This window comes from Kosakonia sp. R1.Fl, assembly GCF_023516815.1.
Taxonomy (GTDB): domain Bacteria; phylum Pseudomonadota; class Gammaproteobacteria; order Enterobacterales; family Enterobacteriaceae; genus Kosakonia.
The window spans coordinates 1,771,471-1,783,661 of the sequence record NZ_JAMGSQ010000001.1; the positions used below are offsets into that span (position 1 = coordinate 1,771,471).

General features: G+C 55.7%; 14 protein-coding genes. 8 read left to right on the top strand and 6 right to left on the bottom strand.

From position 1 onward, the window contains the following. Nucleotide 1 precedes the first annotated feature (1 nt). On the top strand, nt 2-628 hold the full coding sequence (locus tag M8Q36_RS08255; RefSeq protein ID WP_249880562.1) for a DUF1190 domain-containing protein: 627 nt from the start codon (nt 2-4) through the stop codon (nt 626-628). 2 nt (nt 629-630) lie between these two features. Next, nucleotides 631-1,794 (top strand): glutathionylspermidine synthase family protein, encoded by a 1,164-nt coding sequence (locus M8Q36_RS08260; protein ID WP_249880563.1) that lies wholly within the window; start codon nt 631-633, stop codon nt 1,792-1,794. Nucleotides 1,795-1,834: 40 nt separating this feature from the next. Here the strand turns inward: M8Q36_RS08260 and M8Q36_RS08265 are convergent, their stop codons facing one another. Next, nucleotides 1,835-3,124, bottom strand: a complete 1,290-nt coding sequence (locus M8Q36_RS08265) for an MFS transporter (RefSeq protein WP_249880564.1) — start codon at nt 3,122-3,124, stop codon at nt 1,835-1,837. 193 nt (nt 3,125-3,317) lie between these two features. Between M8Q36_RS08265 and M8Q36_RS08270 the strand changes: the two genes are divergently transcribed. Further along, entirely contained in the window at nt 3,318-4,937 is a 1,620-nt protein-coding gene (locus tag M8Q36_RS08270; protein ID WP_249880565.1) for an isovaleryl-CoA dehydrogenase, read from the top strand. On the opposite strand, the gene M8Q36_RS08275 is transcribed toward M8Q36_RS08270, so the two are convergent. From M8Q36_RS08275 to bsmA, 3 genes are all read right to left on the bottom strand, one after another. After that, nucleotides 4,934-6,868: a methyl-accepting chemotaxis protein gene (locus M8Q36_RS08275; protein ID WP_249880566.1), complete on the bottom strand. Its 1,935-nt coding sequence runs from the start codon at nt 6,866-6,868 to the stop codon at nt 4,934-4,936. The two genes, M8Q36_RS08270 and M8Q36_RS08275, sit on opposite strands and share 4 nt — an antisense overlap. Nucleotides 6,869-7,037: 169 nt before the next feature. Continuing rightward, nucleotides 7,038-7,325 (bottom strand): DUF1471 family protease activator YjfN, encoded by a 288-nt coding sequence (gene yjfN / locus M8Q36_RS08280; RefSeq protein WP_065369925.1) that lies wholly within the window; start codon nt 7,323-7,325, stop codon nt 7,038-7,040. A gap of 123 nt (nt 7,326-7,448) precedes the next feature. Continuing rightward, complete coding sequence (gene bsmA / locus M8Q36_RS08285; RefSeq protein ID WP_044489546.1) at nt 7,449-7,778, bottom strand: biofilm peroxide resistance protein BsmA; 330 nt, start codon at nt 7,776-7,778, stop codon at nt 7,449-7,451. Between the two features lie 187 nt (nt 7,779-7,965). Between bsmA and yjfP the strand changes: the two genes are divergently transcribed. Then, complete coding sequence (yjfP, locus tag M8Q36_RS08290; RefSeq protein WP_249880567.1) at nt 7,966-8,715, top strand: esterase; 750 nt, start codon at nt 7,966-7,968, stop codon at nt 8,713-8,715. Here the strand turns inward: yjfP and M8Q36_RS08295 are convergent. Further along, nucleotides 8,712-9,893, bottom strand: coding sequence for an MFS transporter (locus M8Q36_RS08295; RefSeq protein ID WP_249880568.1), 1,182 nt, complete (start codon nt 9,891-9,893; stop codon nt 8,712-8,714). The two genes, yjfP and M8Q36_RS08295, sit on opposite strands and share 4 nt — an antisense overlap. Nucleotides 9,894-10,049: 156 nt before the next feature. Further along, complete coding sequence (yjfY, locus tag M8Q36_RS08300; protein WP_045513716.1) at nt 10,050-10,322, bottom strand: DUF1471 family protein YjfY; 273 nt, start codon at nt 10,320-10,322, stop codon at nt 10,050-10,052. A gap of 344 nt (nt 10,323-10,666) precedes the next feature. Between yjfY and rpsF the strand changes: the two genes are divergently transcribed. From rpsF to rplI, 4 genes are read left to right on the top strand one after another with little or no spacing between them, the layout of a single operon-like run. Beyond that, complete coding sequence (rpsF, locus tag M8Q36_RS08305) at nt 10,667-11,062, top strand: 30S ribosomal protein S6 (protein ID WP_006686337.1); 396 nt, start codon at nt 10,667-10,669, stop codon at nt 11,060-11,062. A gap of 6 nt (nt 11,063-11,068) precedes the next feature. Continuing rightward, entirely contained in the window at nt 11,069-11,383 is a 315-nt protein-coding gene (gene priB, locus M8Q36_RS08310; RefSeq protein WP_017459147.1) for a primosomal replication protein N, read from the top strand. A gap of 4 nt (nt 11,384-11,387) precedes the next feature. Continuing rightward, a complete protein-coding gene (rpsR, locus tag M8Q36_RS08315) occupies nt 11,388-11,615 on the top strand; it encodes a 30S ribosomal protein S18 (protein WP_000135199.1) in 228 nt (75 codons plus the stop codon). Between the two features lie 41 nt (nt 11,616-11,656). Then, nucleotides 11,657-12,106, top strand: a complete 450-nt coding sequence (gene rplI, locus M8Q36_RS08320; protein ID WP_017459146.1) for a 50S ribosomal protein L9 — start codon at nt 11,657-11,659, stop codon at nt 12,104-12,106. The last annotated feature ends 85 nt before the right edge of the window (nt 12,107-12,191 follow it).

The window sequence follows — 12,191 nt, forward strand, 5'->3', positions numbered from 1 at the left end:
CATGGCCAGAAAGAGAGCAAATCGGCAAAGAAATCCTATTCTTTCGCCTGCGCAGAGCCGCACCCAGCGGCCCATTTTCACCCAGCCGAAAGAGCGTAAAAGCGGGCAATACCTGACGCTGGCGATTATGGGCGGCGCCGCCTTTTTTGCTTTAAAAGGCTGTAACGATCATAAAGACGATAACGACGGTGACGGGGTTTATTACACCTCGCAGCAGGATTGCGTTGACGACGGTAACACCGCGCAGGTGTGTAACGATGCGTGGAACAATGCTCGCATGAACTTCGAGCAAGAGATCCCGCGCAATATGTCGCAGCCGTATTGCGTGCAGCAATACGATAATTGCTACTACGACAATATTGGCCAGCGCTGGATGCCAGTGCTCAGCGGTTTTCTGCTCAGCAAAGCCTTGCGTAAAGACCGGGATGAGCAATACAGCTACAGCAGCGGCGGCAGTTACTACGCTTCCCGCCCGGTGTGGCGCAACCGCGACGGAGATTACAGCTGGCGCTCTGGCGGAAGCAGCAGCGCGAGCAACCATTACGGTTACACCACCAAAAAGGCGACCACCTCATCACGTGGCGGCTTCGGGCGCTCTTCCAGCGCGCGCGGAAGCTGGGGGGGCTAACGATGCTGCGTCATGATGTTGCTGTGCGCCCGGATCTTGAGCGCATCGCCCGCGACCACGGTTTCGACTTCCATATCATTGATAACGAAATTTACTGGGATGAAAGCCGGGCCTACCGCTTTACGCTGCGCCAGATAGAAGAGCAGATCGAAAAGCCGACCGCTGAACTGCATCAAATGTGCCTTGAGGTAGTGGATCGTGCCGTGGCGGACGAGGCGATCCTTCGCCAGCTGGCGATCCCGCCGTTGTACTGGGATGCGATTGCCGCAAGCTGGCGCAACCGCGATCCATCGCTCTACGGGCGGATGGATTTTGTCTGGTGCGGCAAAGACCCGGTGAAGTTGCTCGAATACAACGCCGATACGCCGACCTCGCTGTACGAATCGGCCTACTTCCAGTGGTTGTGGATGGAGGATGCGCGGCGTAACGGTACGCTCCCGCGCGACGCCGATCAGTACAACGCGATTCAGGACAAGTTGATTGCCCGTTTCGCCGAGATCCAGAGCCGTCATCCGCTCTATTTTTGCTGCTGCAAAGGAACCGAGGAAGATCGCGGCACGGTGCTCTACCTGGAGGATTGCGCCCGCCAGGCCGGACTCGATACGCGGTTTATTTATATCGAAGACGTTGGGCTGGGGCTGGGTGGTGTATTGACGGATCTGGATGATAACGTCATTCGCCAGGCGTTTAAGCTCTACCCGCTTGAATGGATGATGCGCGACGAAAACGGCCCGTTGTTGTGTAAACGCCGCGAGCAGTGGCTGGAACCGTTGTGGAAAAGCGTGCTCAGCAATAAGGGGCTACTGCCGCTGCTGTGGCGTTTCTTCCCCCATCATCCGAACCTGCTGCCCGCCTGGTTTGACGGGGAAAAACCGCAAATCGCGGCGGGTGCCAGCTATGTGCGCAAGCCGCTGTTTTCCCGCGAAGGGGGCAATGTCACCCTTTTCGATGGGGCGCACAACGTGATTGACCATGAAGAGGGCGACTATGGTGAAGAACCGATGATCTACCAGGCTTTTCAGCCGCTGCCGCGCTTTGGCGACAGCTACACGCTGATTGGCAGTTGGGTGGTAGACGATGAAGCGGTCGGTATGGGTATCCGCGAAGATTGCACCTTGATTACCAAAGATACCTCGCGGTTTGTACCGCATTACATCGCCGGGTAATGCACCGCCCGGCAAGCGCAACGCGGCCGGGCAACGAACGTTACTCCTCAAGCGAGCGCAAATGGTCATCTTTTTTGAGCGTCATCAGCGCCACAATGCTGACTAACGCCGTTGCCATCACGTAATAGGCCGGGATATCGACATTGCCTGTCTCTTTGATAAGACCGGTGATGATTAACCCCGCGCAGCCGGAAAACAGCGCGTTCGACAACGAATACGCCAGACCCAGCCCGGTATAACGCACGCGGGTTGGAAACATCTCCGCAAGCATCGCCGGGCCAGGTCCTGCCAGCATACCGACCAGACCGCCCGCTACCAGTACCACCACGGCTTTTATCGCCAGCGTGCTTGATTCCGCCTGCAGGATTTTCAGCAGCGGCAGCGCCAGGATCAGCAGCAGCGCGGTGGCAATCACCATCACCGTACGACGCCCGATGCGATCGCTCAGGATGCCGGAGGGAATGATCGTCACCGCAAAGCCAATATTGGATATCACCGCAATTAGCAGCGCCTGGTTAAAGCCGGTATGCAGCGCCGACTGTAAATACGCAGGCATGATCACAAGGTAGGTATAACCGGCGGCGGACCACACCATCACCCGGCCGATCCCCATGATGATGGCTTTGTACGTGTCGCTCAGCCGGGCGCGTTCGGTAGCCGGTTGCGCCTGCTGTTGCACAAAACTTGGCGTCTCCTCCATGCTCACCCGCAACCACAGCGCGACAACGCCCATCGGCAGCGCAAGGAAGAAGGGGATGCGCCAGCCCCAGTCATGCAGTGCTTCTGGCGTCAGCAACACGGAAAGCAGCGCCACAATACCGGCACCTGCCAGCAACCCCAGCGCCACGGTAAAAGATTGCCATGCGCCATACAGCCCGCGTTTGCCGCGCGGCGCGAACTCCGTCATTAGCGATACCGCGCCACCGTATTCGCCCCCGGCAAACAGCCCCTGCAAAATGCGCAAGCCGGTAATGATGAGCGGTGCGGCGATGCCAATGCTGGCATACACCGGGACCAGACCAATCGCGGCGGTCGCGAGTGTCATCATCACCAGCACGATAATCAGCGTCGGCTTACGACCAATCCGGTCACCGATACGCCCGAACACCATTGCGCCCAGGGGACGAAAGAAAAAGGCGACGGCAAAGGAGGCATAAGTCAGGATCAGGCTGGTGAGCCCGGTTTCGCCCGCGAGCTGAAAGAAGTTTTTCGCAATCACGGTGGCGAGAAAGCCGTAAACCGCGAATTCGTACCACTCGATAAAGTTACCGATCGAGCCGGCAATCAAAGCGCGTTTGTGCGCATTCGGTGCGTGTTGGGAAGCTGGCATCAGGATTCTCTTTGGTAGGGTGAGAATAAATTATTCATCAGTAATCGCATTCATGAAATATATTATTCTTATATTGTGTGAGCCGTTTCACGAATGATTACCGTCAAATTGCGGCCTTGTGAGCCTACTCCCATGCAGCGTTAGCGCGGGCTGTCCATACTTATCTTCATTGCCATTGAAGGAGGGACACACGATGCACTGGCAGACACACACCGTTTTTAACCAACCCATTCCGTTAAAAAACAGCAACCTTTTTCTTTCCGATCGCCCGTTGTGCGAGGCGGTGATACGCGAAGGCGCGGCGTGGGACGCCGAGCTGCTCGCCAGCATTGGCCAACAATTGGGCGCGGCGGAATCGCTGGAGCTGGGAAGATTAGCGAACGCCAATCCCCCGGAGCTGCTGCGTTATGACACCACCGGCGAGCGGCTGGATGATGTCCGTTTTCACCCGGCGTGGCATCTGCTGATGCAGGGGCTGTGCGCCAACCGGGTGCATAACCTGGCCTGGGAAGAGGAGGCGCGCGTCGGTTCTTTTGTCGCGCGGGCGGCGCGGTTTGTGCTGCACGCGCAGGTTGAATCCGGCACCTTGTGCCCCATCACCATGACCTTCGCGGCCACGCCGCTGTTGCAACAGGCCTTGCCGATGTCTTTTCATGACTGGTTAAAACCGCTGTTGAGTGACCGTTACGATCCTCATTTAGCGCCGGGTAATCAGAAACGCGGCCTGCTGATTGGTATGGGAATGACCGAAAAACAGGGCGGAACGGATGTACTGAGCAATACAACCCGAGCGGAAAAAAGCGGGGATGAATACCGGCTGGTGGGACATAAATGGTTCTTTTCCGTACCGCAAAGTGATGCGCATCTGGTGCTGGCACAGACCAAAGGCGGGCTCTCCTGCTTTTTTGTACCGCGCTTTCTGCCTGGCGGTCAGCGTAACGGCGTGCGGCTTGAGCGTCTGAAAGAGAAACTCGGCAACCGTTCTAATGCCAGTAGCGAAGCGGAGTTTTGCGATGCCAGCGGCTGGCTGCTTGGCGAAGAGGGCGACGGCGTGCGGCAGATCCTCAAAATGGGGGGGCTGACGCGCTTTGATTGCGCGCTGGGAAGCCATGGGCTGATGCGCCGTGCCTTTTCGGTGGCGCTCTATCACGCACACCGGCGTCAGGCGTTTGGTAAAAACCTGGTCGATCAGCCGCTGATGCGTCACGTGCTGAGCAGAATGGCGCTGGAACTGGAGGGGCAAACCACCATGCTGTTTCGCCTCGCCCGCGCATGGGACAGCCGCCGCAATGAGCAAGACGCGCTCTTTGCGCGTCTGTTTACTCCGGTGGCGAAATTTGCGGTCTGTAAGGGTGGGATCCCGTTTGTCGCCGAAGCGATGGAAGTACTTGGCGGTATCGGCTATTGCGAGGAGAGCGAGTTACCGCGCTTGTATCGCGAAATGCCGGTCAATAGCATCTGGGAAGGTTCCGGCAACGTCATGTGCCTGGATGTGCTGCGCGTGCTGGGTAAACAGCCGGGGATAGTGGATTTGCTCAGTGATGATTTTGCGGCGGTGAAAGGACAGGATCGCCATTTTGATCGCGCATGGCGACAGCTTCAGCAGCGGCTACGCAGACCGGATGAAGCGCAGGGAAGGGAGATAACGCAACTGCTTTGGCGGCTGGGAACAGGAGCGCAAATGCTGCGCCATGCATCGCCGCCGATCGCGCAGGCGTGGTGCCAGATGATGCTGGATACCCGTGGCACGTCGCCGATTGGCGAGCAGGTGCAAAATGACCTGCTGCTACGCGCCACGGGGGCAGCAAATTAATCCATCTTCAGGCGGAACAGGCTTACCAGCTCGCTCAGGTGTGCGCCTTTTTCCCGCAACGTACGGGCCGTCTCCTCGCTTTGCGAAACGCGCCCGGCGTTGACGTGCGTGGCGTCGCCGATGTGCGTCATCGCCAGGTTAACCTGGTTGATGCCCGCTGATTGCTCGTGGGAGGCATGGTTAATTTCATGCACCAGTTGGTTGATCTGATCCATGTGGCTGATGATCGATTGCATGGCAACACGTGTGGCTTCTGACTGGGAATGTCCTTCGCTCACCTTTTTCAGCGTGTCACCAATCAGCGCTTCAATCTCTTTCACCGCGTTGGCGCTGCGCGCCGCCAGGGCGCGAACTTCCTGGGCAACCACGGCGAAGCCTTTACCATGTTCGCCCGCGCGCGCGGCTTCTACCGCGGCGTTGAGCGCCAGGATATTGGTCTGGAAAGCGATGGATTCAATCACATGGGTAATGTCGGCAATGCGCTGTGATGCTGCGCGAATGTCTTCCATAGTCGCCACGGAGTGATCGACGGTTTTCCCGCCTTTTTGCACCGCGTCGGTGGTTTCATTCACCAGGCTTTGCGTTTGTTCCATGTTGGCGGCGTTTTGCTGCACGGTGGCGGCAAGCTGCTCCATGCTGGCGGAGGTTTCCTCCACGCTGCTGGCTTGCTTGTTGATCTGCTCGCTGATTTCGCCGCTGTCGGCGGCCAGCGCGTTGGTGCCGAGGTTAATTTCGGCGGCGGATTCGCGCACCTGCAACACAATCTTGTGCAGCCCGTCGCCAATACCGTTAATCGCTTCGATCAACTGCCCGACTTCATCGTGACGATCCACCACCAGAGTGGCGCGCAGATCGCCTGCCGAGTACTGCTGGGCGAGTTCGATAACGTTACGCAGCGGGCGGCTGAGCCAGCGGCGAATGATGACGACAAACAGCGCGGCGAACAGCAGGGAAACCACCACGCCAGCCAGCAGGAACTGGTTACGCATGGTGGTAACATCGCGCAGCAGTACGGCTTTGTCGACTTCGCCAACGACTGTCCAGTTCCAGCCGGGCAGCACGGTGTAGGACATCAGCAATGTGCGGCCGTCTGCGCTCTGGCGCGCCAGCGTACCGCTGCTGTTTGTCAGCAAGGTTTGCAGATCTTTTTCATCCCACTGCGGGCGTTTGCCTTCGTCGGTATCGTGGAACAGATAGTTGCCGTAATTCTTGCCCTGGTTGCGATCAAGCACGAAGAAATGGCCGCTTTCACCCAGCTTACGACCGAGGATCTTATTGCGCATCACCTCCCACGAACGGGAGATATCAACGCCAACAAACAGAATGGCAATGGTGTTGCCGCTGGCGTCTTTCACCGGTTGGTATTGGGTGATATAGCGTTTGCCAAACAGCTGTGCCAACCCGCGATAGACTTCACCTTTCATTACCGGCGCAAAAGCCGGGCTGGCTTTATCCAGCTTAGTGCCGATGGCGCGATCGCCGTTCTCTTTGCGTAGCGATGTTGCGACACGCACAAAGTCATCACCGCTGCGCACGAATAGCGTCGCGATAGCGCTGGTTCGGTTGAGGAAATCGTCCGGGATAGCATTGTTGTTATGCAGTTCAGTATCGCCGCCTTTGAAGAGCGGCACATCGATACCGTTAATCTCGCGACGCTGCTGTGGATCCACCGCGAGCGGCTGCGGCAGAAAACTGCTGAACAAGCGCGTGTAGCTCTCCACCTCATCACTGAGACTACTGTTGAACATTTCAACCATATCTACCACCCCGGTAGACTGGCTGTGCAGGTCTTCCATGGCCAGCGTTTCCAGCTGTTGGCTGGCTTTATTGCTCATCAGAAAAGTGAATAAGAGGAAAAGCGTTGCAACGCTTGCGCCAGTCAGAAGTGACAATTTTGCACCCAGGCCGGTGCGACGAAAAAAGGCGCTCATAATTTGTCCGTTGTTCTGTGTATGAGGCTCCTTCAACGGCACAATTGCGATAACATTTAGTTTGTCAATGTAACAAAATGTTACATTGGTGCATCCTTACAATAACATAATCTTAATGATTGTAGGGGCATAAAAAAGCCACCATATTTAGGTGGCTTTTTTCAGCGGCTCAGGCGTACAAAATGGCCTGCACGCGCCAGTTGTCAATGTGTTGATCTTCCTGCATTCGCACAATGCGATACCAGGAGGCTCCTTGTTCATCTGCTTTTAACGCGATAACCCGCTCAACGTCCTGTAGGCTCCCTGAGACATTATTGACGGAGATAAGACCGATTTCGTTTAATCCCGTCACGCAGTCAGCGCTGGCGAACTCTGCAGGCTGCGCTGTTGTATTTAGCAAACCGGTAGAAAGCAACAGTGAGTTTAAGGCAAGAGATCGTTTCATAGTCAGCTCCATTTTACGTTACCCCGATTGTTTGCAGGGCTTCCTTTCGCGCAACGGATTCGAAAAATCCTATTGTGCACAGGAGAACATCAATGGACGCAAAGCAATGTAAATGTCCTGAAAATCAACGCCTCGCTACTGTTTATACAGCAGGGCGCGTCCGAACCAACGACCGGGAATTATGGTGTCATCCATCATGATGATGACGTAATAATTGGCGCCGGCGGCCACGGCTTTGGCTTTGATTGCGTCTTCCACGTCCATGGGAGAACCCAGTACCGTTACGCTAACGGCGCCAATCTCGCGAAGATCCTGCGTCTGATTACGGCGGATTTCCTGCGGATGGTCGCTAACCGGCGGTGCAGATTGCGGCTTACCTTCCAGCACTGCGCAGCCGCTTAATAACAAGGCGAACAGTAAGCACGGTAAAGCACGCATGGTTTTCTCATCTCTCCTGATTGCCATAGTGTAGTTCCTGGTGAATTTCCGTTTGGGGGAATGTTCCCGAAATGTTATCCCGAGCACTAATTTCGAATGAAAGTATTTTGAAAGCGTAATCTATCTCTCAACGTCGTCAGATGCTCATGCGAAATCTGACTTGCACCACCCTGTCGCCAGTGGCATACCAGCACTATAGATCAAGGAGGGAGTAATGATTGAACTTCAGGTTGAACAATTTGCGGGTGTCGAAACGCTGCATGCCTTCCCGGCGGGAAAACGCGCCGAACCGCTGCCTTGTGTCGTGTTTTATCACGGTTTCACCTCATCAAAGCTGGTCTACAGCTACTTTGCCGTGGCGCTGGCGCAAGCCGGTTTCCGCGTGGTGATGCCAGACGCTCCGGAGCATGGCGCGCGCTTTAGCGGCAATGTTGAGCGGCGCTTGCATCAGTTCTGGCAAATCTTACAGGGCAATATTGAAGAGTTCGCCGCGCTGCGCGACGCGCTGGAGCGCCTTGACTTGATTGATAACCGGCGGCTGGCGATCGGTGGTGCATCGATGGGAGGTATGACTGCGCTGGGCATTATGACCCAACACCCGGAAGTGCGCTGCGTCGCAAGCCTGATGGGGTCCGGCTATTTCACCACGCTTGCGCGTACGCTTTTCCCGCCGCTGGTCGTGACCACGCCGGAACAGCAATATGAATTCGACGCGATTATTGATCCACTCTCACAGTGGGACGTCAGTACGCAACTGCCGCGCATTGCCGATCGCCCGCTGCTGCTGTGGCACGGTGAGCAGGATGATGTGGTGCCAGCAGCGGAATCTTTCCGTTTACAGCAAGCGTTGCAGGAACAGGGGCTGGACACCAATCTCACTTACCAGTGGGAAGCCGGGGTAACGCACCGCATTACCCCGCAAGCGCTGAGTGCGACAACGGACTTTTTTAGCCGTTATCTTTAAGCCGTTCGGCGCAAGCGCATAACCACCAGCGCGAGCACACAGATGATGGCACCCGCCCAGAAGGTTGACGCTGCGCCGCGGGTTTCCCACAAAACTCCGGCACCGAGGCTTGCCAGCAGCAGCGCAACACCGCTGAGTAAATTGAACATGCCGAACGCCGTGCCGCGCAGTTCCGCTGGCGCGGTATCGGCAACCATGGTCGCGAGCAAGCCTTGCGTCATGCCCATATGTACGCCCCACAGCGCGACACCGAGCAGCAGCGTGCTCCAGTGCTGGCTGAGCGCCAGCGCCATATCCGCGAGGATCAACACCACCAGACCCAGCTGTAGTAACCGGTTGTGGCTGATGCGGTCTGACAGTTTGCCAAACGGATAGGCGGTGACCGAGTAGACCAGGTTCATGGCGACCATCACCAGCGGAATGGCCGCCAGCGGGATCTCCATCTGTTGAGCGCGCAGCACCAAAAATGCTTCGCTAAAGCGGGCGAGGGTAAAAACAAAACCGAGCGCCACCACCCACCAGTAAGCACGGCTTAACCGTTTGAGATTTTCGCGACGAATGGGATTGGTGCGCTTATGGGTGATAGGGGTTTTCGGTTCGTGCAGGCCAAAGAACAGCAGCGCGACTGCCAGTACACCGGGGATCACCGCAATCCAGAACACGGCCTGGAAGTTGTCATTCCACAGCAGCATCAATGCGACCGCCAGCAATGGCCCGAGGAACGCGCCAACGGTGTCCAGCGACTGGCGCAACCCAAACGCTGCGCCGCGGATTTCCGTCGGGGTGACATCGGCAACCAGCGCATCGCGCGGCGCCCCGCGAATGCCTTTGCCAAGCCGGTCCATCATGCGTGCGCCGAACACCAGGCCGGATGTCGAGGCCAGCGCAAACAGCGGCTTGCTTAATGCGCCCATGCCATAACCCAGCAGCGCCAGCCCTTTGCGTTTGCCGATGTAGTCGCTGAGCATGCCGGAAAAGACTTTAATCATCAGCGCGGTGGCTTCCGCCAGCCCTTCAATCAGGCCAATAATCACGACGCTTGTGCCGAGCGTCGTGGCCATAAACAGCGGCAGCAAGCTGTGGATCATCTCCGAGGAGATATCCATCAACATACTGACGCCGCCTAATACCCAGACCCCCGCAGGTATGCGACCTAACGTTGAAAACCGCTTGAGCATGATTTTCCTCGTAACTTTCCATCACCGCAGCCAGAGCGCTATTAAACCTGCCGGAAAGGGGTTTGATAAGGGGGGAAAGAAAAGAATTCTCGCGTCGGTGTGCGGCCCCAATGCGGGGCCGCAAATGCAAGAGGGACTGGCCTGTAAAACGTGTGATTAGCGGTAGATAAACGCGCTGGCGTGCAGGTTGCCGTTGCTCCCCGGCTCATGAGTGAGCTCTGCACGGTAATATTTGGCGCTGTGGGCGTCGGCCTCGTCATTGAGTGCCTCGTCAGCTTCATGCTCAGTAGCGAAGTTATGATTGATATAGATAACGCCTAAGCTGTGCACATCATCCATGTTGCGGGCTTGCTGGTTGTTGAGTTTAATTGCCGCTGCGGCATTGGCGCTAAGCAGCAAGGTTGTTAATAATATTGCGATGTATTTCATGATGTTATGCTCCGATAAAACGCCGTTTTTTTAGTTTTTCACCATCTCTCCTCCTTATGTTTGAGGCCTGTTTAAAGTGTACGCGTTAGCCCAAAAAGGTATCGCGACCATTTCTGATGCTGTCGTTCAAAAAATTGCCGTAATGCGTTGTGCTTAATTTTAATTCGCCAGGCGCGCTTCTCTTTGCGCTTAGTGCGAATTATTTGTGCAATTGCCTTGAGTTTGGCAGGGGACATCAGTATTATGACGCGTCAATTTTTCAGCCGACCTTTAACACGTTCCTTGCCTCCCCGGGATTCGGCTGACCCAGACAGGAGGCTGAATAATCCGTAAGGAGCAATTCGATGCGTCATTACGAAATCGTTTTTATGGTCCATCCTGACCAGAGCGAACAGGTTCCGGGCATGATCGAACGTTACACTGGTGCAATCACTGCAGCAGAAGGTACGATCCACCGTCTGGAAGACTGGGGCCGCCGTCAGCTGGCTTACCCGATCAACAAACTGCACAAAGCACACTACGTTCTGCTGAACGTTGAAGCGCCGCAGGAAGTGATCGATGAGCTGGAAACAAACTTCCGCTTCAACGATGCCGTTATTCGCAGCATGGTTATGCGTACTAAACACGCTGTTACCGAAGCATCTCCGATGGTTAAAGCGAAAGACGAGCGCCGTGAGCGTCGCGATGATTTCGCTAACGAAACCGCAGATGATGCAGATGCTGGGGATTCTGAAGAGTAATTACTGATGGCCAACCGCCTGGTGTTGTCCGGCACAGTGTGCAGGGCGCCGCTTCGTAAGGTCAGCCCGTCAGGAATTCCTCACTGCCAGTTCGTGCTTGAGCACCGTTCTGTGCAGGAGGAAGCCGGTTTCCACCGGCAGGCGTGGTGCCAAATGCCTGTAATAATCAGCGGGCAGGAAAACCAGGCCATTACTCACAGTATAACGGTCGGCAGCGCAGTAACTGTTCAGGGGTTCATCAGTTGCCACAAGGCAAAGAACGGCTTGAGCAAAATGGTTCTGCATGCCGAGCAGATTGAATTGATAGATTCTGGAGACTAGCCAAATGGCACGTTATTTCCGTCGTCGCAAGTTCTGCCGTTTCACCGCGGAAGGCGTTCAAGAGATCGACTATAAAGATATCGCTACGCTGAAAAACTACATCACCGAAAGCGGTAAGATTGTCCCGAGCCGTATCACCGGTACCCGTGCAAAATATCAGCGCCAGCTGGCACGCGCTATCAAACGCGCTCGCTACCTGTCCCTGCTGCCGTACACTGATCGTCATCAGTAATCGGTCACGGTCCATTAATACGACTTTGAGAGGATAAGGTAATGCAAGTTATTCTGCTTGATAAAGTAGCAAACCTGGGTAGCCTGGGTGATCAGGTTAACGTTAAAGCGGGCTACGCTCGTAACTTCCTGGTACCGCAGGGTAAAGCTGTTCCGGCTACCAAGAAAAACGTTGAATATTTCGAAGCACGTCGCGCTGAACTGGAAGCCAAACTGGCTGACGTTCTGGCGGCTGCTAACGCTCGCGCTGAAAGCATCAACGCACTGGGCTCTGTTACCATCGCGTCTAAATCTGGCGACGAAGGTAAACTGTTCGGTTCCATCGGTACTCGCGACATCGCTGACGCTGTAACTGCAGCTGGCGTGAAAGTTGCGAAGAGCGAAGTTCGCCTGCCGAACGGCGTTCTGCGTACTGTTGGTGAGCACGAAGTGGACTTCCAGGTTCACAGCGAAGTATTCGCTAAACTGACTGTAAACGTTGTTGCTGAGTAATTCGTTACTCTAAAACAATGTGTAAAACGCCGGCCTTGTGCCGGCGTTTTGCTTTTCAGGCCTCGCAGAACAGCCCATTGTGGCT